This is a genomic window from Klebsiella sp. GN_Kp190 (assembly GCF_040061795.1).
Taxonomy (GTDB): domain Bacteria; phylum Pseudomonadota; class Gammaproteobacteria; order Enterobacterales; family Enterobacteriaceae; genus Klebsiella; species Klebsiella michiganensis.
Window position 1 is genome coordinate 12,568 of the sequence record NZ_JBEAFN010000034.1, and the last position, 23,564, is coordinate 36,131.

Here is a 23,564-nt window from a genome sequence, read left to right on the forward strand (position 1 = left end):
GGCGTAACTAGTGAATCTCGCCGCCGCGGGTCAGCTGCTCCCGGCGAGCTTCCTGCTCCTCGTGCTGCTGGCGGCCGTGGTGGGCGATGGCGTTACGCAAACGCTGCTGCTGAACGTAGCGCTCTTCCCGCCCCAGCCCCGCGTCATCGCTCAGCGCGATCAGCAGTTCATTCATATGGCTAATAACGCTTTCGGCAATCGCGGCGTCCACGCGCGCGACGACCTCATCCAGATGCGACATGCTTCTCTCCTTCCGGCTTAATTGAGTTTAACTTTGGAAAAATCGCTGCCCATCAGGCTCACGCTGTAGCCGCTCACGTTGCTGCGCGTCGCGTAGAAGGTGTTACCGGTCGCCAGGGTGATCCAGGGGGCCTGCTGCTGAAAAATCTCCTGCGCCTGAGCGTAGAGTCCGGCGCGCGCCTGCGGGTCGCTGACCAGGATAGCCTTTTTCACCAGCGCATCGTAGGATTTATCGCACCAGCGGGCAACGTTAGAGCCGGTTTTAATGTTATCGCAGCTTAACAGGGTGCCGGCGAAGTTATCCGGATCGCCATTATCAGACATCCAGCCAAACAGCGCGCTGTCGTGCTCGCCTTTGCGCATGCCGGCGAGGTATTCACCCCATTCATAAGTAACGATTTTGGCTTTGATCCCAACCTTGCTCCAGTCATTTTGAATCATCTCGGCAATACGCCGGGAATTGGGGTTATACGGGCGCTGCACCGGCATCGACCACAGGGTGACCTCGGCCCCTTTTTCCAGCCCGGCCTGCTTAAGGAGATCTTTCGCTTTTTGCGGATCGTAGTCGTAATCAGGCAGATCTTTCTTATAGCCCAGCATATTGGCGGGGATCGGCGATTTCGCGACGCTGCCGGAGTCCAGGAAGACCGCTTTCACGATTGCCTGCTTGTCGGTAGCGTAGTTCAGCGCCTGGCGCACCAGTACGTTATCAAACGGCTTTTTCTCGGTATTAAAGGCCAGATAGCCAACGTTGAGCGCCTCAACCGCATGCAGCGCCAGATCTTTATTGCCCTTAATCACCGGGAACTGTACCGGCGACGGCGCGGGGATAATCTGGCATTCATTGGTTTGCAGCTTCGCAAGCCGCGTCTCAACGTTCGGTGTGATCGAGAAAATCAGGTGTTTGGTCGGCACGTCACCGTCCCAGTAGTGCGGGTTGGCGACATAGCGGATCAGCGAATCCGCTTTATATTGCTGCAGCGCGTAGGGTCCGGTACCAATAGGCCAGGTATCGACATACTCCGGGGTGCCTTTTTTCAGCATCGCATCGGCATATTCGGCAGACAGAATCGACGCAAAATCCATTCCCCAGTCGGCGAGGAACGCCGCGTTCGGCTCGTTCAGCACAAACTGCACGTGATAATCATCGATTTTTTTGACGTCTTTGATCAGCTTATCCAGCCCAACGTCGTGGAAGTATTCGTAATGTCCCTGGGAAACATTATGGTACGGATGGTTGGCATCTTTCTGCCGCAGCACCGAGAACAGCACGTCATCGGCGTTGAAATCACGGGTCGGCTTGAAGTATTTGTTGCTGTTGAACTGCACGCCCTTACGCAGGGTGAAAGTCCAGGTTTTACCGTCCGGGGAGACGCGCCATTCGGTGGCCAGCGAGGGAATCGGCGTATTTTTGACCGGGTCAAAGTTTATCAGGCGGTTATAAAGCACCTGGGAACTGGCGACGAAAGATGGGCCCGAGCTGGCAATCTGCGGGTTGAAAGATTCCGGCGAAGCTTCGGAACAATAGACCAGCGTATCGTTGCCCGCCGCCCAGGCGCCTGCCGCCGGCAGTAGCGCGCTCAACGCCAGCGCAAGAAACGTTTTCCCTGTAGACATGGTTATAAGCCTTATGAATTTGTTATAAGTCCTTTAATAACAGCACAGGAGAATTCAACCGGCAAATAATCAATTGCTATCAGGTTATGCTAAAAACCGCGTTTTCGACGATAAATTCAACATCCTCTCAATTGGCGTCATCGAACTTCTTCATAAATGTGAACCCTGCGCAAAGTTACGAAAAAAGCGGGCGATAACCGCCCGACCGCCACCGCGCGGCGGCGCAACCCGATACACTCGGCAAATCGTAACGCCAGGAGAAGCCAATAATGACAATAACCTGCAATCTGTACACCAACGGCCAGTGGCATGATGCTGAAGGTCATGCCACCTTTACCCGCGATAATCCGCTCACGCACGAACGCGCCTCCGTTGCCAGCGCCGCCAGCCTGGCGGATGCCCGCCGCTGCGCCGCTGCCGCCGGCGCGGCGTTCCCGCAGTGGCGCGATACCGTACCCGCCGAGCGCCGACGCCTCCTGCTGGAGGCCGCGGAAGAGATGCTGCGCCGTGAGGCGAAATTTATCGCCGCGATGGCGGCGGAAACGGGAGCCACCGCGCACTGGGCCGGTTTTAACGTTCATCTGGCCGCCGATATCCTGCGCGAAGCCGCCGCCCTGACCACGCAAATTGAGGGCCAGGTGATCCCTTCCAACGTGCCGGGAAACCTGGCGTTGGGCATCCGCCAGGGTGCAGGCGTGGTGCTTGGCATGGCGCCGTGGAACGCGCCATTAATCCTCGCGACCCGCGCTATCGCCACGCCGCTGGCCTGCGGAAATACGGTTATCCTCAAAGGCGCGGAGCTTTCACCGGCGACCCAGGGGCTGATTATCGATGCCCTGGCGGCGGCAGGCTTTCCCGCGGGCGTGGTCAATTATCTGACCTGCGCCCCCGCCGACGCGCCTGCGCTGGTGGAGTTACTGATTGCCCACCCCGCCGTACGCCGCATCAATTTCACCGGCTCCACGCCGGTGGGACGGATAATCGCCCGCACCTGCGGCGAACATCTGAAACCCGCGGTGCTGGAACTCGGCGGCAAAGCGCCGCTGCTGGTGCTGGATGACGCCGATCTCGAACAGGCCGCCGCAGGCGCAATTTTTGGCGCATTCGCCAACGCCGGACAAATCTGCATGTCCACCGAGCGCATCATCGTTGACGCGACCGTCGCGGAAGCGTTTGTGGCGCAGCTGGCCAGACGCGCCGCCGCCCTGCCCGCCAGCCTGCTCGGCCCGGTGGTGGACATGAAGACCGTCACCCGCTGCAATGCCTTGATAGAGGACGCGCTGGCGAAGGGGGCGCGCCTGCTGGCCGGCGGCCTATCCGATTCGACGCAAATGCGCGCCACCCTGCTTGATGGCGTCACCCGGGAAATGCGCATCTGGCATGAAGAGTCGTTCGGTCCGGTGAAATCGATTATTCGCGTTAAGGACGAAGCCGAAGCGCTGGCCGTCGCCAATGAAAGCGAATATGGCCTCTCGTCGGCGATATACAGCCGGGACAGCGCCAGGGCGTGGAACCTGGCGCAAAATCTGCAAACCGGCATTTGCCACATCAACGGCCCCACCGTACACGACGAAGCGCAAATGCCGTTTGGCGGCTGCAAATCGTCAGGCTACGGCCGCTTTGGCGGACGCGCGGGAATTGCCGAGTTTACCGAGCTACGCTGGATAACGCTGCAAACGGTCCCGCGCGAGCTCCCGTTTTAAGCCTCAGGGCTGCCAGCGGTTATTGAATTCCCACAGGCGATTGAAGGCAAGATCATCAAGCTGCCGTTCTGCGGAAGTGTTGCCGCGGAACGGCCGGGCGGTGGTGGCCGCAGCGCCCCAGGGGGAAAGCCGATCGTAGCTTTGATCGATAGTACTGTTGGCAATAAGCACCTGCCCGTTAGCGGTTTTACCCGCTAAATAACCGGTCTTCCCCGCCCCCTGATCCCAGGCGCGGCCCAGCTTCGCCTTGAAGTTGCCCTGATAGCCGCCGTCACCGGTAAAGCGGCTATTCTTCACCAGAAAGCCGTATGGATTATCCGGCAACGTATTCGGCGCAAGCACGTATGCCTCGGGCGAGCGGCGCGTTGAGACGGTGTGAAAATGGACGTTATCAAAAACGGCGTTCGCCCGGCCAAAGACGTAGTCCACATCCCCTTCGACGTAGCTGTCTTTCACGTATACCCGGCTGATACGGTCGGTTACCGCCTCATTGCGCCGATTGCTGGTATTTACGTAGAGCGTGTCCTGACGTCCGAGCAGGCGGACGTTCTCCAGCTGCACGCGATCGCCGTCCGTCCGCAGCGCCACGCCCTGATGCGTCCCACCGTCGACGGTATCCAGCAGGCTATTGGCTACGCTGAGATTCAGCAGCTGAAAATCCGCACTTTGCGACCAGACCACCGCCGCGCAGTTGGTGCCTATCGTCTTGCTGGTTCGCCCGGCGCACAGCGCATACTGATACCATGCCGGATCGCCTTCGCGGTATTGCTGTTGGCTATTTACCCGCTGGCGATAGCGCGCTACCGAGAGCTGCGAGTCTATTGCCAGCTCAATTCTCACCTCTTCAGGACTATCTCCGGCGCCGTAGAGGGTTATCGGCGGCGCGCCTTCAGGGATATAGACCGTCTCCCGATAGATGCCCGGTTCGATGCGGATATAGATGCGCGCCTCCTGCGCCCCATGCTGGTCTATTGCCGCGTTAACCGCCTGCTGAATGCGGGTGAACGGCGCTCCCGACGGCGCCACGCGCCACGCACTCTCGGTTTGCGGGAGGTGAACTGGCGATGGCGACCAGGGGCCATCGGGGGCACTTAACGCGCCGCCTTGCGCAAAATAGCGCTCAATGGTGAAGGTTGCCGCTTCTGCCGCAGTAAGCTGCGGACGGGAGGTCGTCCCGCGCGGAGTTTGCGTCGCGCACCCTTGCAGAAGCAGCGGTGTAAAGAGTAAAGCCGAGATACCCAGGATAGTGATTTTTCGCATTTCACGCTCGCCATGAATAAAAGAAACCATATATCAAAATAAATGAAATATAGTTTCTTTTTATATGCGGCGATCACGAATCAGGCTTCTGCCTCTATGGTGGAGTAAAAATCGGCCAGCGTACGGGCCAGCGCCGATGGGTTTTCCCACGCCATTGAGTGCCCGGCCTGGGGTATCACCAGCAGCGGGATCCCGGCGGCTTCGCTATCCGTCGCTTCCCGGGCCGGTAGCGAATCTTCACCGTATATCAGAGCCTTAGGACAGGATAAGTGGATAAAGCGGCTAAACCAGGAGGGATTAACGCCCTTCACCAGGCTGGTCGCGCCGCGCCATACCGCCCAGGGGGCGCTGTTTTGCAGACAGCCGGCCCAGGGCGAAGCGTCGGCGGACAGCATGTCGGCGTAGCCGCGAGCAATAAAGCGTTCTTCAGTTTGTTCGGCGATACGTCTGCTGTACATGCCGCCCCCGGGATAGAGATTAAGCTCGGCCACCAGCAGCGCCCGCACCCGTCCGGCGAGCCGCTCGGCCGCTTCAATCGCGACGCTGCCCCCCATGCTGTGGCCATAAAGATAGCAGCGCTCAAGCCCTAAGCGGTCCAGCAGCTCAACCACCACCCCGGCCTGATCGCCAATACGGTAGCCGAAGGACTCGGGTTTATCGCTGTAGCCGAAACCGGGTAAATCGACAAGAATCATTCGCCGCCCGGCCAGCGCCGGGTCGGCGGCAACGCGCGGATAGTCATAGGTCGAGGCGCAGCCCAGGCCGTGGATAAAAACAACAGGGTCGCCGCGACCGGGCAGGTCGAGCCAGCGCACTATAGCGCCAGCCTGTGAAGAGTAAAAACTAAGCATCGAAAAGGCTCCGTGAGTGATGACTGTTTTTTTATACAGTCATAACCAAGAGTGAGCCATCGATTTTTCCTTCAAAACAGGGAGACCAGCAGCGCCATGGGAAAACTGAACGGCCATGTCGCACCAATCAACAGCGCCGCCAGCAGGCGGATCCAGCGGCTCTCTTTCGTTAAGAACCAGCTGATTACCGCGCAGATGAAGCCCATAACTCCGTAAAAAATCAGCATTTTCTGGTATAACGTCATTTTTCTTCTTCCTTCCCTGACTGGCATTTTCGCCGACCGCGATGCCTTTTCGCACCCCCAGAGTGCGTCAGAGATTATGGTATTTTAAAACAGGTAACAGGGTTAATTTCAGAAAAACGCCCGATTCGTCTTTGTCCGATAGCGCAAACTTTGAGCTCGTACTATAAATGTAGAGGCTTATTTATAAAGGTGGCGTTATGGATGTTTCCAGCAAAACCGTCCTTCTGATAAATGTCGGCGCGGCACTTGCGCTTATCGGCCTGTTATCCGTTCGTTTTGGTTGGTTTTAGCGATTTTACTCAGCAATGAAACCTAAAAAAGCAGCCCGTGAAGGCTGCTTTTTTACGATTTGAAAGACCCCGGTTCCGCAGCAGACAGGGTCTTTTGCGCGGTAATCAGCTTCTGGACGTCGGGATTCCAGGCCGGCAAAAGATCGACTTTTTCACTATCCCATGCGGCCGCCATGCAGACCGGTTCCGCGACGCCCTGCTCTTCACAGCCCATAATCTGTTTGGCCGGAAAATTCCCGTAAAGCATCGCCGTGGCGCAGGCCACAAAAAGGAAACACGCTATTTTTTTCAAAACAATATCAACTTCGAAGCAACAAATTGCGCCGAATGTTCGCATGAGCGGCTATAGAAAGTCAAACCTGCGTCCTTTCTCTTATCCACATCCTGGATATGCGTAATATTTAACATAAATATTACAATCACGCAGAATCTAAAGATTATCGCGCGCGAATAAATATCACCGGATTTATATTGCCGGTCGCAGGCATAATAATTTCATCTGCCGCGATCAATAACATGATTATTAATAGGGTTAATGCCGGGTCTCAATATCATCCCGGCACGACCATCAGCGCTTAATGGTACAGTTAAAAACAAAGGCGCTTTTCATACCGGTGGGGAATTGTTTACTGTTCTTTATACTCGCCTGGACGCGATGCCGGTATGCGATCATCATTATTAGCAGGTTCCAGGGCAGCTAGGATTGCAGTAGAATGAATCTATAATTAGAAATAATCTATATATCAATAGATTACAAAGAAAGCAAACAGCAAGACATCCCCACCAGGTTTTAAATGATAAGAAATATCATTTGCGTTATTTAGCACAAAATCATACATTCATAATCACAAGTTATGTGAAGCTTGTTTTTTACTCATTTATTTTTGAGGTGGTACATGTCAGGAATCGCCCTTCTCATTGTGGCGCTTATTTTACTCATTGCTGCAATTTATAATCTTTTTTCCTATGTTCGCGAACGTCGCCAGGCGAATTTACCGAGCAAAAAAACAAAACGTTAGTCTGATAATCATTTTCGAAAAACCAGATGACCTGATACGTAATAAATTGATGACGCTACGATATCAGGCGCACTCGCAGTAACAAACCCGCAGCGACCGTACAACAAAAAGCCCCTGCATATCATGCAGGGGCTTACGAATCATTATCAATCGTTGCAGTGTCCCGTTAAGGGTGCATCCTGCACCCTGGGGGATACCAGCCCCATCCGGCGCTTATCTCCGGCACTCATTATGGCTTAGCTCTTGAAGGGGCATGAGAATATTCTCATAAACCAGCGCTTCCGTTTTAGCTTTTTTTGCTATGACTAACTATTAGCAGGGTAATCTGTCCGCTTGGCGATTATCACCGACGCGTCCTATCCGTGCTTAATCATGACGTGCCGGATCGTGGTGTAATCCTCCAGACCGTACATCGACATATCCTTGCCGTAGCCCGAAAGCTTCTGCCCGCCGTGCGGCATTTCGCTCACCAGCATGAAATGGGTGTTAACCCAGGTGCAGCCATACTGCAGACGCGCGCTCAGGCGATGCGCCCTGCCGACGTCCCTGGTCCAGACCGACGAAGCCAGACCATACTGCGAATCGTTGGCCCAGCTCAGCGCCTGCTCTTCGTCATGAAATGAGGTAATACTGACCACCGGGCCGAAGACCTCGCGCTGGACAATCGCATCTTCCTGCTTCGCTCCCGCCAGCAGCGTCGGCTGATAGTAGTAACCGTTGCCTGGCGCTTTGCTGCCGCCGGTGACCACCTGAATATGCGCTAGCGCGCGGGCGGCATCGACGGCGGCGCAGACTCTGTCCAGATGCGCCTGCGAGCTCAGCGGCCCCAGCTCGGTCGTTTCGTCTTCCGGCGGGCCCATCTTCAGGCTGGCGACCGCGGCGCCGAGTTTTTCCACCAGCTGGTCATAAATTCCGGCCTGGGCGTAAATCCGGCAGGCGGCGGTACAGTCCTGGCCTGCGTTATAGAAACCAAAGGTCCGTACGCCCTCCACCACCGCGTCGATATCCGCGTCATCAAAGACGATAACCGGCGCTTTCCCGCCCAGTTCCATATGCGTACGTTTAATCGACGATGCGGTATGGCCGATGATATGCGCGCCGGTGGCGATCGAACCGGTCAACGACACCATGCGGACCTTCGCGTGAGCGGTCAGCGGATCGCCGACCGTTGCACCGCGGCCAAACAGCACGTTAAGCACCCCGGCCGGGAAAACGTCTTTTGCCAGCTCACCCAGCTTGAGTGCCGTTAAAGGGGTGATCTCCGAGGGTTTGATCACCACGCAGTTGCCTGCCGCCAGCGCCGGGGCCAGCTTCCATGCCGCCATCATCAGCGGGTAGTTCCAGGGCGCGATGGAGGCCACCACGCCAACCGGGTCGCGGCGAATCATGGAGGTGTGGCCTTCGAGATACTCACCCGCCGCCATGCCCGGCAGACAGCGGGCCGCGCCGGCAAAGAAGCGGAAGACATCGGCGACCGCCGGTAGCTCATCGTTGACCACGCAGTGCAGCGGCTTACCGCAGTTGAGCGATTCAAGCTCAGCCAGCGCCTGCGCATGTTCAGTAATCACGTCCGCCAGCGACAACAGACATTCGGCGCGGAACTTCGGCGTGGTCTGACTCCAGCTAACAAAAGCCCGATCCGCGGCCTCAACCGCAGCGTCTACCTGCGCCGCCGTGGCCTCAGCAATCGACAGGATCTCTTCACCGGTGGCGGGATTAAACACCGGCACGGTCTCGCCTTCTCCAGCCACTAACTTACCGTTAATTAAAAGGTTATTTTGCATAGCATTATCCTGTATCGATATTTTACTTTCCGTTTTCAGCGCTGACGTCGCCGTCACGGGTGAGCCACCAGGCCCCCAGAATCGGCATCATCGTCACCAGCATCACCAGCAGCGCAACCACGTTGGTCACCGGGACATCGCGCGGGCGTCCGAGCTGATTGAGCAGCCAGAGCGGCAGCGTGCGCTCGTGCCCGGCGGTGAACGTGGTGACGATAATTTCATCAAACGACAGGGCAAACGCCAGCATGCCTCCCGCCAGCAGCGCCGAGCCCAAATTGGGCAACACCACATAGCGAAAGGTTTGCCAGCCCGTAGCGCCTAAGTCCATCGACGCCTCTACCAGGCTCCAGGAGGTCCGGCGAAAGCGGGCAATGACGTTGTTAAACACCACAACGACGCAGAACGTCGCATGCCCCACGACGATCGTTAGTAACCCGGGTTCCAGATTGACGGCCTTGAAGGCAGTGAGCAGCGCCAGTCCGGTGATGATGCCGGGCAGTGCTATCGGCAACAGCAGCAGTAGCGAGACGGCGTTCTTGCCAAAAAACGTGCTGCGCCATAGCGCACCTGCAGCCAGCGTGCCAAGTAGCAGAGCGATAGCGGTGGAGAGCGCGGCAATTTTAAGTGACAACGTCACGGAATCGATAATATCCCCGCGCCCCGCCGCCTCGCTAAACCAGCGCAGCGTCAACCCCTGTGGCGGAAAGCTGAAGGCGGCGTCTTCGGTATTAAACGCATAGAGCGCGATAATCAGCAGCGGGAAATGGAGAAAGATCACCCCTCCCCAGGTTGCCACTTTCAGGAGCAGCGGTGCGCGTTCAGAGTGCATCAAACGCTCCCAGACGTTTCACAAACGCCAGATAAAGGGCAATCAGCACGATAGGCACCAGGGTAAACGCCGCCGCCATGGGCATATTGCCAATCGCCCCCTGCTGGGAATAGACCATATTGCCGATAAAGAACCCCGGCGGCCCCACCAGCTGCGGTACGATAAAATCGCCGAGCGTCAGGGAGAAGGTAAAAATCGAACCTGCGGCAATGCCGGGAATCGCCAGCGGCAGCACCACGTAGCGGAAGGTCTGGCGCGGACGAGCGCCCAGATCGGCGGAGGCCTGAAGCAATGATGGCGGCAGGCGTTCCAGCGCGGCCTGCACCGGCAGGATCATAAACGGCAGCCAGATATAGACGAACACCAGGAAGCGACCCAGTCCGGACGTCGATAACGTATTGCCGCCGACCGCCGGAATCGTCAGCACCATGCTCAGTACGCTTTCCAGGCCAAGATGGCGCAGGAACCACTGCGCAACGCCATCTTTCGCCAACAGCAGCGTCCATGCATAGGCTTTGACGATATAGCTTGCCCACATCGGCAGCATCACGGCGATGTAGAAAAACGCCTTCATCTTGCCCCGGGTATAGCGGGCCATGTACCAGGCCATAGGCAAGGCCAGAATCGCGCTGGCGACGGTCACCGACAGCGCCATCGTCAGGGTACGGATAATGATGTCGTAGTTCGCCGGGTTAAACAGCGCCTGCAGATTGGCCAGCGTCAGGTCGTGAGTGACCGACATGGTGAAATCGTCGAAGGTGTAAAAGCTTTGCCATAGCAGAGTCAGCAACGATCCCAGATAGACAATGCCAAACCACATGAGCGGGCCAAGCAGAAGCAAAAACAGGGCCAGCGAGGGTTTACGCCAGAACAGCGCGGATACGCGCCCGGTGGTGGCGGACGGAATCGCCATCGTCATATCAGCCTCCGCTCTCCAGCGGCACCATCGCCGCTCGCGACCACGAAGCCAGCACCGTTTGCCCTACCGGCGGCGCGTTTAGCGCGGCATGACCATCACTATTCGCCTGGCTCACCAACAGCTTCTCGCCATTCGCCAGCTTGAGTTCGACGCGGGTCGCGGCCCCCTGATACTGCACCGCCTGCACAACGCCCTCCGTCTGGATCTCCCCGGCAACGTTCAGCCGGATATGTTCCGGGCGCAGCGACCACGTTCCCGCCATCGCGCACAGCTTGTGCGCCTGCTCGCTGCTGAATACGTTGGCGGTGCCGACAAAGCCGGCCACAAACGCCGTTTTAGGCCGCAAATAGAGGTCCTGGGGCGCATCAACCTGTTCGATTCGCCCATTATTAAACACCGCCACGCGATCGGACATCGACAGGGCTTCGCCCTGATCGTGGGTCACAAAAATAAAGGTAATGCCCAGCGCCTGCTGCAGTTTCTTTAGCTCCAGCTGCATCTGTTCACGCAGTTTTAAATCCAGCGCCCCGAGCGGCTCATCCAGCAGCAGGACGCGCGGCTGATTCACCAGCGCGCGGGCGATCGCCACCCGCTGGCGCTGGCCGCCGGAAAGCTGCGATGGCCTGCGCGCGTGGACAAACGCGAGCGCGACCTTCTCCAGCGCCTCCAGCGCGCGGGCATGCCGCGCTTTCTTACCGACGCCTTTGACCATCAGCCCGTAGGCGACGTTATCGAGGACCGACATATGAGGAAACAGCGCGTAATCCTGGAACACCGTATTCACGTCGCGCTGCCACGGCGGCAGTTCGCTGGCCGCTTTACCAAAAATGCGAATGGCGCCGCCCGAAAGCTGTTCAAACCCGGCAATCAGGCGCAGGCAGGTGGTTTTGCCGGAGCCGGAGGGCCCCAGCATGGAGAAAAATTCGCCATCGCGAATGGCGATGCTGACGCCGTCCACCGCCCGCACGTCGCCGTACAGCCGCGAAACATTATCGAACTCTACCGCGTGCATGTTCTTCGCCTCCGGCGACTTAACGACCGCCCATAATCGCAATGTAATCCTGGGTCCAGCGGCTATAGGGAACAAATTTCCCGCCTTCCGCTACCGGCGTTTTCCAGAACGCGATTTTGGCAAATTCGTTGTAACCATTGGTCTCGCAGCCTTTGCCCCCCAGCAGCGCGCTGGCTTTGCACCCCTCGGGTACCACCGGTAGCGAACCAAACCAGGCCGCGACATCCCCCTGCACTTTCGGCGTCAGCGACCAGTTCATCCATTTATAGGCGCAGACCGGGTGTTTCGCGTCGCTATGCAGCATAGTGGTATCCGCCCAGCCGGTGACGCCCTCTTTCGGGAAAACGGTCGCAATCGGCTGACCTTCCGCCTTCAGACCGTTGGCCTGATAGGGCCAGGCGCTGGAGGCCACGACGCCTTCGTTTTTAAAATCGCTCATCTGTACGGTGGTATCGTGCCAGTAGCGATGAATCAGGGCGTGCTGATCGCGCAGCACCTTGAGTACCGCCTGATATTGCGCTTCGGTAAGCTGATAGGGATCACTGATGCCCAGCTGCGGCTGGGTGGCTTTGACGAACAGCGCGGCATCGGCAATATAAATCGGCCCGTCATAGGCCTGCACGCGGCCCAGGTTGGTTTTACCGTCCGGCAGGTTTTGTTTGACGAACACCACGCTCCAGCTGTCCGGCGGCGTCGGGAAGGTTTTCGTGTTGTACATTAGCAGGTTCGGCCCCCACTGGTAGGGAGTGCCGTAAACCTTACCGTTGACGTTGAACCACGCGCCTTTTTCCACGCGCGGGTCGAGGGACTTCCAGTTAGCGATCAGCGCGGTGTCAATCGGCTGCACGCGCTTGCCCATAATCAGGCGCAGCGAGGCGTCGCCGGACGCGGTGACCAGGTCATAACCGCCTTTCGCCATCAGGCTGACCATCTCGTCGGACGTGGCGGCGGTTTTGACGTTGACCTGACAGCCGGATTCTTTTTCAAACTGGGTTACCCAGTCGTAGCTTTTATCGGTCTGTCCCCGTTCGATATATCCCGGCCAGGCGATAATATCGAGACGGCCTTCGCCTTTATCGAGAGATGTCGGCGGCTCGGCGGCCTGCGCCGTCAGGCAAACCATACCCAGCACGCAAAGGCTGCCACGGGCAATTTTTTTGCTCATCGGGTCTTACTCCTGTCACAAGAAAATGAGCGGCAGCCATGCCGTAAAAATATCTCCCTTAATAACAGTAGACGGCGCGCTATGGCCTCCCGGGGAAATTTATTCAGGTTGTGACAAGGGGCGCATTACGCACAAAACGTGCGACACGGGCTGACTTTGCGGATTATAGACAAGCGGTTAGCGAGTTAATATGACTATGCAAATTTCATATGGTTTACCGCGAAACAATAATAACGGGCATGATATTCAGCCTGCGTCAGCGGCATATTTTTAAGGAAAGTGATAACCGCTGGATATAAACAAAACCCCGGATAAATGAAAAAACCGTTTTCTCTGCCGCCGCGGTTTTTTGCCGGGTGGCGGCCGGACCGGTCAGGGATATTCTGCGCTTGCCCGGGCGCCAATAAACTTCCCCTGCCCGGGCAAGCGGACCGCCATCCCAGCTACGCCAGCATCTCGCGAATCAGTTCGCCCAGCCGCTTAACCCCCTGCTCCTCTCTTTCGCCCCAGCCCCACGCGGTATTAAAGCGAAAAAATGCGGTCCAGCTGGCGGAGGTGGAAAACATTTTCCCCGGCGCAATGCTGATATTATACGCCAGCGCGCGGGCGCTCAGCTCCCCCGCGTCGCTCCCGGCGGGGAGCTCAAGCCAGAGAAAATAGCCGCTGTCGCTATGATGGATTTTCACCTCAGCGGGCAGATGGCGCAGCAGCGCCTGCCAGGCCAGCTGCTTGCGCTCGGCAAGCTGGCGGCGCAAACGCCGCAAATGGGCGTCATAGCGCTTGGTCGAGAGGTAATCCACCAGCGCCAGCTGCATGGGTGAACTGGTTGAGAGCGTGCTCATCAGCTGTAGCTGCTGAATGCGTCGGGCGTGCCTGCCCGCCGCCACCCAACCAATGCGGAACCCGGGCACCAGGCACTTGGAAAAAGAGCTGCAGTGCAGCGTCATATCGTCGCGATCCCAGTACTTTGCCGGCAGCGGTTTCTCGCGGCCGAAATAGAGCTCGCTGTAGACATCATCTTCAATCAGCATCACCTTGTAGCGCGCCAGCAGCGCGACCAGCTGCGTTTTTTTCTCCGCGCTGAGGGTAAAGCCGAGCGGATTTTGCCCGTTGGTCATCAGCCAGCAGGCTTTAACCGGGTAATTCTGCAACGCCTGCTCCAGCGCGTCGAGGTCAATGCCCTCTTTGACATCGGTCGCCACCGACAGCGCCTTCAGGCGCAGCCTCTCCAGCGCCTGCAGCGCCCCGTAGAAGCAGGGGTTTTCCACAACGACCCAATCGCCCGGTTCAGTAACGGCCTGCAGGCTAAGGTTCAACGCCTCCAGCGCTCCGGCGGTGATGACGATTTCATCCGGCGAGATATTCATTCCCTGCAGCGCGTAGCGGCGGGCAATGGCATGGCGGAGTTCATCATTCCCCGGCGGCAGGTTTTCAATCACGCTCATGGCGGTGGCGGTTTTGCTGACCTGCGCCAGAGAGCGGTTAAGCTGCGGCAGCGGAAACAGGCGCGGATCGGGAAAAGCGGAGGCAAAGGGCAGCATGGACGCCTGACGGCTGGCCTGCAGCACCTCGAAGATGTAGGTATTGATATCAACGGACTCATCGCGCGTCACCTGGGCGGGCGGCTCAGGCTGACGCTGTTTGATCGGCTGCGGCGCGACATAATAGCCGGACTGCGGGCGGGCAATGATCCGGCCCTGGCTTTCCAGCAGCTGGTAGGCGTGGCTGACGGTCATGAAACTCATCCCGCTGCTGACCACCTGTTCCCGCAGTGAGGGCAGCCGGTCGCCGGGTAACCACACCCCAAGGCCAATCTGTTCGGTAATCTGCTGCGCCAGCTGCTGGTACTTTTTCATATAACAATCCGCAAGAAAATGTCAGCACAATTGTATATCAGTTTATAAAATAGGCCAGTATTTATATACTGACCTATTTACAAAGATTGGCATTGGCGATAGCACGAATTACTTACAGCTAAGCCATTCGTTTATTGCTCATATATTCATCTGATGCAGAATAAACTCAGGTGATTAAACGATAAGCTATTATTTAAAATAGCATAACCATCCCACTAACAACCAGTATCCAGAAAAAAGTCATAATTAACAAAACAGTACATAAGCTACGAAGTCCATTAGTCGACACAATCACATCCTCTGTAAAATATAATCAATAAATACACTATCCAATAACAACCCATAAAATTACGGGTATGTATTAAACATATCCTTAACTCAGCGCTCAAATCAGGCTGAGTTAAAATCCCAGATTAAAACCCACAGCATACGAAACCAGCGTTAATGAAGGCATACGTGCGTGCAGTAAAAACAATCAATTATTTTATTGTAGGATTGATACACAATTTATGAATTATTCAGCACATCTATATTTATAATAGATATATAAATATTGCTTACCCAAAGGAACGTTTAAATGCTGACTTGCAGCGCTAACGTCTAATTAAAATAACATACTATCCGCGGGTGTGAAATAGCTTGATTTTAGAAAAAAAGGATTTATCACAAGATAACCGAAACTCAAATCCATAACTGTTATAGATAAAAACAGGGTTTCTGTTCCTGCTATCCGCCATAGCGGAGGCCTAGAATTGCGCTGAATCAATTTTATTGCGGAGTTCTGCATGTTCGGTCTTGATGCATTCCACCTGGCGCGGATCCAGTTCGCCTTCACCGTGTCATTTCATATCATCTTCCCCGCCATCACCATCGGGTTAGCCAGCTACCTGGCGGTTCTCGAAGGCTTATGGTTAAAAACGAAAAACCCGACCTGGCGCTCGCTCTACCACTTCTGGTCGAAAATCTTCGCCGTCAACTTCGGCATGGGAGTGGTCTCAGGTCTGGTCATGGCCTACCAGTTTGGTACCAACTGGAGCGGATTCTCCGAGTTTGCCGGGAGCATAACCGGCCCGCTGCTGACCTACGAAGTTCTGACCGCCTTCTTCCTTGAAGCCGGATTCCTCGGCGTCATGCTGTTCGGCTGGAACCGCGTCGGGCCGGGCCTGCACTTCTTCGCCACCTGCATGGTGGCGCTGGGGACGATAATCTCCACCTTCTGGATCCTCGCGTCCAATAGCTGGATGCAAACGCCGCAGGGGTTTGAGATCGTCAATGGCCAGGTGGTGCCGGTGGACTGGTTCGCGGTTATCTTTAACCCGTCGTTTCCCTACCGTCTGCTGCATATGTCGGTGGCGGCCTTTCTCAGCAGCGCGCTGTTCGTCGGCGCATCGGCAGCCTGGCACCTGCTGCGCGGCAACAACACGCCCGCCGTTCGCGCGATGTTCTCCATGGCGCTGTGGATGACGCTGATTGTCGCCCCGGTTCAGGCCATGATTGGCGATATGCACGGGCTGAATACGCTCAAGCACCAGCCGGCGAAAATCGCCGCTATCGAGGGTCACTGGGAGAATATCCCCGGAGAACCCACCCCGCTGCTGCTGTTCGGCTGGCCGGATATGCAGCAGGAACGGACGCGCTATGGTCTGGAAATCCCGGCCCTCGGCAGCCTGATCCTCACCCACAGCCTGGATAAACAGGTTCCCGCGCTGAAAGAGTTCGCGGCGGAAGATCGCCCTAACGCCACCATCGTGTTCTGGTCCTTCCGTCTGATGGCCGGCCTCGGCATGCTGATGATCCTGCTCGGCGCGCTGGCCCTGTGGCTGCGCTATCGCGGTCGCCTCTATCACTCCCGACCCTTTTTACGCTTTGCGCTATGGATGGGGCCATCGGGGCTTATCGCTATCCTCGCGGGCTGGGTGACCACCGAGGTGGGCCGCCAGCCGTGGGTCGTCTACGGCGTACAGCGTACCGCAGATGCCGTCTCCGCTCACGGCGACCTGCATATGTCCATCAGTCTGCTGACGTTTATCGTCGTCTACGCTTCGGTATTCGGCGTCGGTTATAGCTATATGCTGCGTCTGATTCGCAAAGGGCCGCAGGACGCTCAGCCGCCTGGCTCCGGTACGCCTGCCCGCCCGCTTTCCGCCGCAACGGACCATGTACAGCAGAAGGAGTCCTGGTAATGGGTATCGATTTATCGGTTATTTGGTTTGTCATCATCGTCTTCGCCACCCTGATGTATATCGTGATGGACGGCTTCGACCTGGGCATTGGCATTTTATTCAGTACCACGCGGGACGCGGCGGATCGCGACGTCATGGTGAACAGCGTCGCGCCGGTCTGGGATGGCAATGAGACCTGGCTGGTACTCGGCGGCGCGGGCCTGTTTGGCGCTTTTCCGCTGGCCTATGCGGTAATTATCGACGCGCTGGCGATCCCCCTTACCCTGATGCTGATCGGGCTTATTTTCCGCGGCGTCGCTTTTGAATTCCGCTTTAACGCGACGCCATCGCACCGCCCGTTCTGGGATCGCGCCTTTATGGGCGGTTCGATTCTGGCCACCTTCACCCAGGGGATGGTCGTCGGCGCGGTGATCAACGGCTTCGCGGTCAGCGGCCGCAGCTTCAGCGGCGGGATGTTTGACTGGTTTACGCCGTTTACCCTGTTCTGCGGCCTGGGACTGTGCATTGCGTATGCGCTGCTGGGCGCCAGCTGGCTGGTGATGAAGAGCGAGAATGCGCTCCACCGCAATATGCGCGTGACCGCGCGCGGTTTGCTGCTGGCGCTGCTGGCGGTAATTGTCGCCATCAGCATCTGGACCCCGCTGGCGCAGACGGCCATCGCCGAGCGCTGGTTTAGCTTGCCAAATCTCTTCTTCCTGCTGCCGGTACCGCTGCTGGTCGCGGCGATAAGCGCCTGGCTGTGGCGAGCGCTGCGCAACAGCGCCAGCCACCTGCTGCCGTTTGTCCTCACGCTGGGGCTGATCTTTCTCGGCTTTAGCGGGCTGGGGATCAGTATCTGGCCGTATATTATTCCACCGGGCATCACCCTCTGGCAGGCCGCCGCGCCGCCGCAAAGCCAGGGCTTTATGCTGGTTGGCGCGCTGCTTATTCTGCCGGTGATCCTCGGCTACACCTTCTGGAGCTACTACGTTTTTCGCGGCAAAGTTCAACACGGCGAGGGGTATCACTGATGCAACGAGTATGGCTTAAGCGCACGTTATGGATGGTGGTCCTGTGGGGAGGCAGCGTACTGGCGCTGGCGGCGGTAAGCATGGGATTTCGGCTGCTGATGACGGCCGCCGGGCTGAAGGACTGATCCGCCCGTCACGTTATGTTATTCGGCCCGATGGCGACACCATCGGGCTTTTTTTCGCCATCCGTCAGGCGATGCTGACAAAGCCTTTTCTCTTCTTTGACAACCGACGTAATAAGCTCACCCAGCCCCTGGCATAGTAGCCTCATTCGCCGAAAGCATGGAAAAAGAGATGTTCAGAAGAAGCGTTTCAACATTACTGCTGGCGTGCGCCCTGTTTTCCGGGCACGTGCTGGCCCGCCAGCACGGACACGATTTCTTCCCGGTACAGAGTCTCGAACAGCAGTTACAGCACGAAGCCGATAGCGACGAGCTGCGCAGCCAGGCGGAAGACGCCGCCTCCGATCTGCGCGAGCAGCACCACTGGCAGAATGCGCGGAAACCAAAAATGCATCACTACCAGTAGCGATTTCGTTATCAGGCGCCCTTGCGTTTCGGCAGGGTTTTCATCAGCTCATCGGGACTCACGGACGCCACGATGCTGCCCGGCAGCGGCATTTTCAGGATATGGTTTTTTATCTTACCGACCACGTGCATTTCGCATGGGCGGCAGTCAAACTTCAGCGTCAGCACTTCATCGCCGTGGATCAGCTGCATTGGCGTCGCTTTCCAGCTTTTAATCGAACCTTTGGCCTGTTTCGGACACAGGTTGAAGGCAAAGCGCAGGCAGTGCTTGGTAATCATGACCGGCACGTCGCCCTTCTCTTCATGAGCTTCATAGGCGGCGTCGATCAGCTGGACGCCGTAACGTTGATAAAACTCGCGCGCTTTGTGGTTGTAGACGTTAGCCAGAAACGACAGATGCGTTTCCGGATAGACCGGCGGCGGCACCGAAACCGGCTTGCGGCTGCCGCGCACCACGGCCTTCAGACGCGCATCATCAAGCATTTCCGCCGTTTCACGGCGCAGCTGGTTCAGCAGACTGTTTGGCACGAACAGCGCGCCGGGCAGGTTAATCTCAACGTTGCGCGAATAGTAAAGGGTCTGGCCGAGCTTCGCCACGCCATCGCGCAGGTTCGCCAGCGCTTTCTCCGCCTGGGTCGCCTCGGCAAACTCGCCGTCCAGCGTGTGGGTGACGCTCACGCCCTCTTCGCTGGTCATCGTCAGGACCAGCTGCTCCTGCCAGCCGCTCAGTTCGATATCGACGGCGATGCGGCGCTCGCTGGAGGTTTTCAGCAGCGCCTGCTGCCAGTTATGATCGAGGTTGCGGTTTAACGGCTGATGCGGACGCACTTTGTGTAAATCCGCGGGCATCTCGTTCGGCCATACGCGATAGCGGTTTTCGCCGGTTTTCTCCACCGTGTTGGCGCGAAAGCCGACGATTTCACGTTTGATCATCACGTTCAGGCCGTCGCCGTTGGTCAGCGTTTCGCTCACCTCAACGTCGAGAAAATCTTTACCGACTTTCAGGACTTCCCCCACCGGCAGACCAATAAACTTTGGCGAGTCAAACGCGCCAATATCGCCTTTGCGCGCGTTGACAAAATAGTCGGTGCTGCCGCGATGGAAGGTCTTATCCGTTGACGGAACAAAGAAGTGTTCGGTACGCCCCGCCGAGGCGCGGGCCAGGTCGCCGCGATCGTCAATAATGGCGTCGAGCATCTGGCGATAGTGCGCGGTGATGTTCTTCACATAGCTCATATCTTTGTAGCGGCCTTCAATTTTGAAGGAACGTACCCCGGCATCGATCAGCGCGGCCAGGTTGGCGGTCTGATCGTTGTCTTTCATCGACAGCAGGTGCTTTTCATACGCCACCACGCGGCCCTGGTCATCTTTCAGGGTATAGGGCAGACGGCAGGCCTGCGAGCAGTCGCCGCGGTTGGCGCTCCGCCCGGTCTGAGCATGGGAAATATTGCACTGGCCGGAATAGGCCACGCACAGCGCGCCGTGGATGAAGAACTCAATGGTCGCGTCGGTGTTATCGTAAATCGCTTTGATCTGCTGAAGATTCAGCTCGCGGGCGAGCACGATTTGGCTGAAGCCGACGTCGGAGAGAAATTTTGCTTTCTCAACGCTGCGGATATCGCACTGGGTGCTGGCGTGCAGCTCAATCGGCGGAATATCCAGCTCCATGACCCCCATATCCTGGACAATCAGCGCGTCCACGCCGGTTTCATACAGGTCGGTTATCAGGCGCTGCGCCGGCTCCAGCTCATCATCATGAAGAATGGTGTTCAGGGTCACGAACACTTTCGCGCCGTAGCGATGGGCAAACGGTACCAGACCGGCGATATCGCTCAGGCTGTTGCTGGCGTTGTGGCGCGCGCCAAAGCCCGGCCCGCCGATGTAGACCGCATCCGCGCCGTGTAAAATCGCTTCACGGGCGATCCCGGCATCGCGGGCAGGACTCAGTAGTTCAAGATGATGGTTTTGCAGGCGCATACGCTCGTCGTTATCCATTATAGGGGGTCGAAATGGCGGCTATTGTAGTCAGAACCTGGCGCAGACCAAAACATTTTCCATCGCCGCCGCGGAAGGAATTTTCAGTTTTTAGCAAAGCATTGAAGGAAAAGATATTTCCCAGAAAAAGTGCCTAAGGATAGAGTCATCACGTATTCCGGATTTTCCTCGTCACGTTGTGATTTGTTGTCTCAGTCATTTGCCTGGCCGCGAGTTTACTCGCGGCTTTTTTATTTCGGGTAGTGGATCAGCGAATGAAAATGGGCAGTCTGCCCACCGCTATTGCGATAGGCGTGCGCTAAATCGCCGGCGAAACGCCGCCCTTCCCCTGGCTGCAGCGATTGCCAGCTGTCCTGCAGGCAAAGATCCAGCACGCCGCTAATCACCACCACATGTTCGATAACCCCTTGCTCATGCGGCGTTGACTCACTCAGCGCGCCCGGGGCCAGGGTGATGGAGAAGTGATCGAAGCGCAGCACCGGGTCCCAAGGGAATAGCGGCGTGACCACCATGGCCTGCTGCTGGGGATCAAATGCCGTCGGTTCACCGGCCTCATCGGCAACGATAAAGGCGGAAAACGGCACGTTAAGCCCGGTGGCGATTTTCCATAACGTCGCTACCGTCGGGCTGGATTCGTTGCGTTCAATCTGGCCCAGCATGGCCTTCGACACGCCGGTCTCTTCCGCCAGGCGCGACAGGCTCCAGCCGCGCTGCTGGCGCAGCGTTTTTAACGTTGCCGACAGGTGTTGCGCAATATCCATTCAACCTCCCAATAATATCTGAAGGAATTATACGCACATTCACCTGATTCTACAGGGAATTGACGTATAGCGCTCACCCGGGCTCCGCTATCCAGGTCTGGCGTTGCCGAAAAGCCAGTTGTGCGTTATAACGCACAATGCTACATTATACCGACCGTTATAACGCACAAGGCACCCCATGCGCTCTTTCACTCTCCCTTTTCCGAGTCTACTCGCCGGCTTCGTCGCCGTGCTGGTCGGCTATGCCAGCTCTGCCGCCATTATCTGGCAGGCAGCGGCGGCGGCAGGCGCCGATGCTGCGCAAATCGCTGGCTGGATGACCGCCTTAGGTCTGGGAATGGGCATCAGCACCCTGGCCCTCACCGTCTGGCGAAAGGTGCCCATCCTGACGGCCTGGTCAACGCCCGGCGCGGCGCTGCTGGTCAGCGGCCTGCAGGGGGTCACGCTCTCCCAGGCGGTTGGCGTCTTTATTTTTGCCAACGCCTTAATCGTGCTTTGCGGCATCACCGGCATATTTGCCCGGCTCATGAAGATTATTCCCCATTCGCTGGCGGCGGCGATGCTGGCCGGCATATTGCTGCGCTTTGGCATGCAGGCTTTCGCCAGCCTGCAGGCTAATCTGCTGTTATGCGGCAGTATGTTAACCGTATGGTTACTGTGCAAAGCCTGGCTTCCCCGCTTCGCGGTTGTCGCCGCTCTGCTGACAGGAAGCGCGGTGGCCGGATTGAGCGGAGAAGTGACAATGTCACAAATAAGTTTCAGCATTGTCGCCCCTTCCTGGATCGCCCCTGAATTCACGCCGGCGCTGTTGATCAGCGTCGGTATACCGTTTTTCCTCGTCACCATGGCGTCGCAAAACGCCCCCGGCTTCGCCACCCTCCAGGCCTCAGGCTATCGGGTCCCCGCTTCAACGCTTATTGTCGTCACCGGCGGCCTGGCGCTGCTGCTGTCGCCTTTCGGGGTCTACTCGATCTGCATCGCCGCCATTACGGCCGCGATTTGCCAGAGCCCGGAAGCCCATCCGGACCCGCAAAAACGCTGGCTCGCGGCGGCGGCGGCGGGCGTTTTTTATCTGCTGGCGGGGATATTTGGCGGCTCAATCACCTCGTTGATGTCGGCGCTGCCGATAGCATGGGTCCAGATGCTTGCCGGTCTGGCGCTGCTCGGTACCATCGGCGGCAGCCTGTTTCAGGCATTGAATCATGAGAGTGAGCGCGATGCGGCGGTAGTAACGTTTCTGGTCACCGCCAGCGGCGTGACGCTGGCCGGTATCGGCTCAGCGTTTTGGGGGCTGGTTCTCGGCGGCGTCAGCTACGTTTTGCTGTCAACGCTGCGCCGCGCGTAGCTGCGAGGGCGTCAGGCCGGTGGCGCTTTTCACCCGGTTGCTGAAGTGGCTGGCGCTGCTAAAACCGCAGGCCATGGCGATATCGGTTAACGGCAGCCGACTCTGGCTAATCAGCGCCTGCGCTTTAACCATCCGGCGCTGCATAACGTACTGATGCGGCGCCATCTTCATCGACTGGCGAAACATCCGCGCAAAATGGTATTCGCTTAACGCAGCTTCCTGCGCCAGTTCGGCAAGAGTGAGCGGCTGGTCGAGGTTCTCCTCAATCCATGCCAGCAGATTGCGCAAGACGTGCGGCGCCAGCCCGCCGGTCACCGTCGGTAAACGCCACTGAACGTTCGAATAGTGCTGAATCAGGTGGGTGAGCAGCAGCGTGCTGGCCGAACTCAACGTTAGCTGATTCGCCTGCTGCTGCCAGTCGTTGTCGAGGAGAAACTGGCGGTAGACGGCGGTGATTTTGTCATCGCTGGAAAACGTTTTCTCCTGCAGCGTGAACGAGGCCGGGCTGCGGTCCCAAATCTGCTCGCCTACCCGGCGCAGGTGCTCATCGGTGCAGTAAAGATGCACAAAAGAGAGATCGCCGCGGATATCCCAGGTGCTCTCATCGCCTTTCGGCATCAGGCAAAAACGATCCGGCCCGCCGCCGTTTTTCCAGCCGTGGGGCGTTTTTTGGTAGCTTTCGTAGCCATCGGCAATATAGAGGCTCAGGGTATGGTGGTCACTTTGTACCGTGATGGTATCAAGATTGTTATACCACGCCGCCAGTTGAATACCGGAGTTGAGGTTCACCGTCCCCCGCAGCACGGCATTTTTTTGACGCAATGTTTCGAAAGTCCCGTAAGCCATAGCCTTCACAGTTCAGATTCCGCAGATCGCTAGTCTAAGAAGAGTCGCCGGCAGATACCAGCATTCCCCCGCCGCTAATGAAAAATAAGCGCAAGAATTTGCAAGTC

Annotated in this window: 23 protein-coding genes; 8 read left to right on the forward strand and 15 right to left on the reverse strand. The window is 57.3% G+C overall.

The window, feature by feature from the left end:
* Positions 1-7 precede the first annotated feature (7 nt).
* Positions 8-241: a DUF2526 family protein gene (locus tag ABLU67_RS20900; protein ID WP_014229241.1), complete on the reverse strand. Its 234-nt coding sequence runs from the start codon at positions 239-241 to the stop codon at positions 8-10.
* A 17-nt stretch (positions 242-258) separates the two neighbouring features.
* A complete protein-coding gene (locus ABLU67_RS20905) occupies positions 259-1,857 on the reverse strand; it encodes an ABC transporter substrate-binding protein (protein WP_032749210.1) in 1,599 nt (532 codons plus the stop codon).
* Positions 1,858-2,126: 269 nt separating this feature from the next.
* On the opposite strand from ABLU67_RS20905, the gene ABLU67_RS20910 reads away from it, so the two are divergent.
* Positions 2,127-3,560: an aldehyde dehydrogenase gene (locus ABLU67_RS20910; protein WP_025107888.1), complete on the forward strand. Its 1,434-nt coding sequence runs from the start codon at positions 2,127-2,129 to the stop codon at positions 3,558-3,560.
* Between the two features lie 3 nt (positions 3,561-3,563).
* Here ABLU67_RS20910 and ABLU67_RS20915 read toward each other — a convergent pair whose 3' ends face one another.
* From ABLU67_RS20915 to ABLU67_RS20925, 3 genes are all read right to left on the reverse strand, one after another.
* Positions 3,564-4,820, reverse strand: a complete 1,257-nt coding sequence (locus ABLU67_RS20915; RefSeq protein ID WP_348852521.1) for a putative acyl-CoA thioester hydrolase — start codon at positions 4,818-4,820, stop codon at positions 3,564-3,566.
* Positions 4,821-4,900: 80 nt separating this feature from the next.
* On the reverse strand, positions 4,901-5,671 hold the full coding sequence (locus ABLU67_RS20920) for an alpha/beta hydrolase (protein WP_224237071.1): 771 nt from the start codon (positions 5,669-5,671) through the stop codon (positions 4,901-4,903).
* A 71-nt stretch (positions 5,672-5,742) separates the two neighbouring features.
* Positions 5,743-5,916: a GhoT/OrtT family toxin gene (locus ABLU67_RS20925; RefSeq protein ID WP_004850604.1), complete on the reverse strand. Its 174-nt coding sequence runs from the start codon at positions 5,914-5,916 to the stop codon at positions 5,743-5,745.
* A 197-nt stretch (positions 5,917-6,113) separates the two neighbouring features.
* On the opposite strand from ABLU67_RS20925, the gene yncL reads away from it, so the two are divergent.
* The gene (gene yncL / locus ABLU67_RS20930) at positions 6,114-6,206 is read left to right on the forward strand and encodes a stress response membrane protein YncL (protein WP_004101822.1); all 93 of its coding nucleotides are present in this window, start codon (positions 6,114-6,116) and stop codon (positions 6,204-6,206) included.
* A 52-nt stretch (positions 6,207-6,258) separates the two neighbouring features.
* On the opposite strand, the gene ABLU67_RS20935 is transcribed toward yncL, so the two are convergent.
* Entirely contained in the window at positions 6,259-6,543 is a 285-nt protein-coding gene (locus ABLU67_RS20935; protein WP_014229236.1) for a hypothetical protein, read from the reverse strand.
* Positions 6,544-7,102: 559 nt separating this feature from the next.
* Here ABLU67_RS20935 and ABLU67_RS20940 point away from each other — a divergent pair.
* On the forward strand, positions 7,103-7,225 hold the full coding sequence (locus ABLU67_RS20940; protein ID WP_014229235.1) for a small membrane protein: 123 nt from the start codon (positions 7,103-7,105) through the stop codon (positions 7,223-7,225).
* 356 nt (positions 7,226-7,581) lie between these two features.
* On the opposite strand, the gene patD is transcribed toward ABLU67_RS20940, so the two are convergent.
* The 6 genes from patD to ABLU67_RS20970 form a co-directional block, all read right to left on the reverse strand.
* Positions 7,582-9,009, reverse strand: a complete 1,428-nt coding sequence (gene patD, locus ABLU67_RS20945) for an aminobutyraldehyde dehydrogenase (protein ID WP_154905565.1) — start codon at positions 9,007-9,009, stop codon at positions 7,582-7,584.
* Between the two features lie 22 nt (positions 9,010-9,031).
* Positions 9,032-9,838, reverse strand: a complete 807-nt coding sequence (locus tag ABLU67_RS20950) for an ABC transporter permease (RefSeq protein ID WP_014229233.1) — start codon at positions 9,836-9,838, stop codon at positions 9,032-9,034.
* Positions 9,828-10,757, reverse strand: a complete 930-nt coding sequence (locus tag ABLU67_RS20955; RefSeq protein WP_042945096.1) for an ABC transporter permease — start codon at positions 10,755-10,757, stop codon at positions 9,828-9,830. The genes ABLU67_RS20950 and ABLU67_RS20955 overlap by 11 nt, the downstream gene beginning before the upstream one ends.
* Before the next feature lies 1 nt (position 10,758).
* Positions 10,759-11,769: an ABC transporter ATP-binding protein gene (locus tag ABLU67_RS20960; RefSeq protein ID WP_014229231.1), complete on the reverse strand. Its 1,011-nt coding sequence runs from the start codon at positions 11,767-11,769 to the stop codon at positions 10,759-10,761.
* A gap of 19 nt (positions 11,770-11,788) precedes the next feature.
* Positions 11,789-12,934 carry a putative ABC transporter substrate-binding protein YdcS gene (gene ydcS / locus ABLU67_RS20965; protein ID WP_201994061.1) on the reverse strand — a complete coding sequence of 382 codons (1,146 nt, stop codon included), beginning with the start codon at positions 12,932-12,934 and terminating at the stop codon, positions 11,789-11,791.
* A gap of 443 nt (positions 12,935-13,377) precedes the next feature.
* Positions 13,378-14,790 carry a PLP-dependent aminotransferase family protein gene (locus ABLU67_RS20970; RefSeq protein ID WP_004850592.1) on the reverse strand — a complete coding sequence of 471 codons (1,413 nt, stop codon included), beginning with the start codon at positions 14,788-14,790 and terminating at the stop codon, positions 13,378-13,380.
* A gap of 785 nt (positions 14,791-15,575) precedes the next feature.
* Between ABLU67_RS20970 and ABLU67_RS20975 the strand changes: the two genes are divergently transcribed.
* The 4 genes from ABLU67_RS20975 (at position 15,576) to ABLU67_RS20990 (ending at position 18,511) form a co-directional block, all read left to right on the forward strand.
* Complete coding sequence (locus tag ABLU67_RS20975) at positions 15,576-16,973, forward strand: cytochrome ubiquinol oxidase subunit I (RefSeq protein ID WP_181250960.1); 1,398 nt, start codon at positions 15,576-15,578, stop codon at positions 16,971-16,973.
* Entirely contained in the window at positions 16,973-17,983 is a 1,011-nt protein-coding gene (cydB, locus tag ABLU67_RS20980; protein ID WP_004850589.1) for a cytochrome d ubiquinol oxidase subunit II, read from the forward strand. Before ABLU67_RS20975 ends, cydB begins: the two co-directional genes overlap by 1 nt.
* Positions 17,983-18,108: a DUF2474 domain-containing protein gene (locus ABLU67_RS20985; RefSeq protein WP_064572360.1), complete on the forward strand. Its 126-nt coding sequence runs from the start codon at positions 17,983-17,985 to the stop codon at positions 18,106-18,108. The genes cydB and ABLU67_RS20985 overlap by 1 nt, the downstream gene beginning before the upstream one ends.
* A gap of 169 nt (positions 18,109-18,277) precedes the next feature.
* On the forward strand, positions 18,278-18,511 hold the full coding sequence (locus ABLU67_RS20990; protein ID WP_004850586.1) for a DUF2554 family protein: 234 nt from the start codon (positions 18,278-18,280) through the stop codon (positions 18,509-18,511).
* A gap of 11 nt (positions 18,512-18,522) precedes the next feature.
* Here the strand turns inward: ABLU67_RS20990 and ABLU67_RS20995 are convergent, their stop codons facing one another.
* Together ABLU67_RS20995 and ABLU67_RS21000 are read right to left on the reverse strand one after the other, a co-directional pair.
* Positions 18,523-20,487: a U32 family peptidase gene (locus ABLU67_RS20995; protein ID WP_032693487.1), complete on the reverse strand. Its 1,965-nt coding sequence runs from the start codon at positions 20,485-20,487 to the stop codon at positions 18,523-18,525.
* A gap of 248 nt (positions 20,488-20,735) precedes the next feature.
* Positions 20,736-21,266, reverse strand: coding sequence for an XRE family transcriptional regulator (locus ABLU67_RS21000; RefSeq protein ID WP_014229223.1), 531 nt, complete (start codon positions 21,264-21,266; stop codon positions 20,736-20,738).
* 178 nt (positions 21,267-21,444) lie between these two features.
* On the opposite strand from ABLU67_RS21000, the gene ABLU67_RS21005 reads away from it, so the two are divergent.
* The gene (locus ABLU67_RS21005) at positions 21,445-22,611 is read left to right on the forward strand and encodes a benzoate/H(+) symporter BenE family transporter (RefSeq protein ID WP_154905568.1); all 1,167 of its coding nucleotides are present in this window, start codon (positions 21,445-21,447) and stop codon (positions 22,609-22,611) included.
* Here the strand turns inward: ABLU67_RS21005 and ABLU67_RS21010 are convergent.
* Positions 22,591-23,457: an AraC family transcriptional regulator gene (locus tag ABLU67_RS21010; protein ID WP_025107898.1), complete on the reverse strand. Its 867-nt coding sequence runs from the start codon at positions 23,455-23,457 to the stop codon at positions 22,591-22,593. The genes ABLU67_RS21005 and ABLU67_RS21010 overlap by 21 nt on opposite strands.
* Positions 23,458-23,564 lie beyond the last annotated feature (107 nt).

Coding starts and splice junctions, on each gene's coding strand:
- yncL (WP_004101822.1), top strand. CDS start 6,114: ATGGATGTTTCCAGCAAAACCGTCCTTCTGATAAATGTCGGCGCGGCA.
- ABLU67_RS20925 (WP_004850604.1), bottom strand. CDS start 5,916: ATGACGTTATACCAGAAAATGCTGATTTTTTACGGAGTTATGGGCTTC.
- ABLU67_RS20900 (WP_014229241.1), bottom strand. CDS start 241: ATGTCGCATCTGGATGAGGTCGTCGCGCGCGTGGACGCCGCGATTGCC.
- ABLU67_RS20940 (WP_014229235.1), top strand. CDS start 7,103: ATGTCAGGAATCGCCCTTCTCATTGTGGCGCTTATTTTACTCATTGCT.
- ABLU67_RS20975 (WP_181250960.1), top strand. CDS start 15,576: ATGTTCGGTCTTGATGCATTCCACCTGGCGCGGATCCAGTTCGCCTTC.
- ABLU67_RS21005 (WP_154905568.1), top strand. CDS start 21,445: ATGCGCTCTTTCACTCTCCCTTTTCCGAGTCTACTCGCCGGCTTCGTC.
- ABLU67_RS20985 (WP_064572360.1), top strand. CDS start 17,983: ATGCAACGAGTATGGCTTAAGCGCACGTTATGGATGGTGGTCCTGTGG.
- ABLU67_RS20960 (WP_014229231.1), bottom strand. CDS start 11,769: ATGCACGCGGTAGAGTTCGATAATGTTTCGCGGCTGTACGGCGACGTG.
- ABLU67_RS20910 (WP_025107888.1), top strand. CDS start 2,127: ATGACAATAACCTGCAATCTGTACACCAACGGCCAGTGGCATGATGCT.
- ydcS (WP_201994061.1), bottom strand. CDS start 12,934: ATGAGCAAAAAAATTGCCCGTGGCAGCCTTTGCGTGCTGGGTATGGTT.
- ABLU67_RS20905 (WP_032749210.1), bottom strand. CDS start 1,857: ATGTCTACAGGGAAAACGTTTCTTGCGCTGGCGTTGAGCGCGCTACTG.
- patD (WP_154905565.1), bottom strand. CDS start 9,009: ATGCAAAATAACCTTTTAATTAACGGTAAGTTAGTGGCTGGAGAAGGC.
- ABLU67_RS21010 (WP_025107898.1), bottom strand. CDS start 23,457: ATGGCTTACGGGACTTTCGAAACATTGCGTCAAAAAAATGCCGTGCTG.
- ABLU67_RS20970 (WP_004850592.1), bottom strand. CDS start 14,790: ATGAAAAAGTACCAGCAGCTGGCGCAGCAGATTACCGAACAGATTGGC.
- ABLU67_RS20950 (WP_014229233.1), bottom strand. CDS start 9,838: ATGCACTCTGAACGCGCACCGCTGCTCCTGAAAGTGGCAACCTGGGGA.
- ABLU67_RS20935 (WP_014229236.1), bottom strand. CDS start 6,543: ATGCGAACATTCGGCGCAATTTGTTGCTTCGAAGTTGATATTGTTTTG.
- ABLU67_RS20915 (WP_348852521.1), bottom strand. CDS start 4,820: ATGCGAAAAATCACTATCCTGGGTATCTCGGCTTTACTCTTTACACCG.
- ABLU67_RS21000 (WP_014229223.1), bottom strand. CDS start 21,266: ATGGATATTGCGCAACACCTGTCGGCAACGTTAAAAACGCTGCGCCAG.
- ABLU67_RS20920 (WP_224237071.1), bottom strand. CDS start 5,671: ATGCTTAGTTTTTACTCTTCACAGGCTGGCGCTATAGTGCGCTGGCTC.
- ABLU67_RS20955 (WP_042945096.1), bottom strand. CDS start 10,757: ATGACGATGGCGATTCCGTCCGCCACCACCGGGCGCGTATCCGCGCTG.
- ABLU67_RS20990 (WP_004850586.1), top strand. CDS start 18,278: ATGTTCAGAAGAAGCGTTTCAACATTACTGCTGGCGTGCGCCCTGTTT.
- ABLU67_RS20995 (WP_032693487.1), bottom strand. CDS start 20,487: ATGCGCCTGCAAAACCATCATCTTGAACTACTGAGTCCTGCCCGCGAT.
- cydB (WP_004850589.1), top strand. CDS start 16,973: ATGGGTATCGATTTATCGGTTATTTGGTTTGTCATCATCGTCTTCGCC.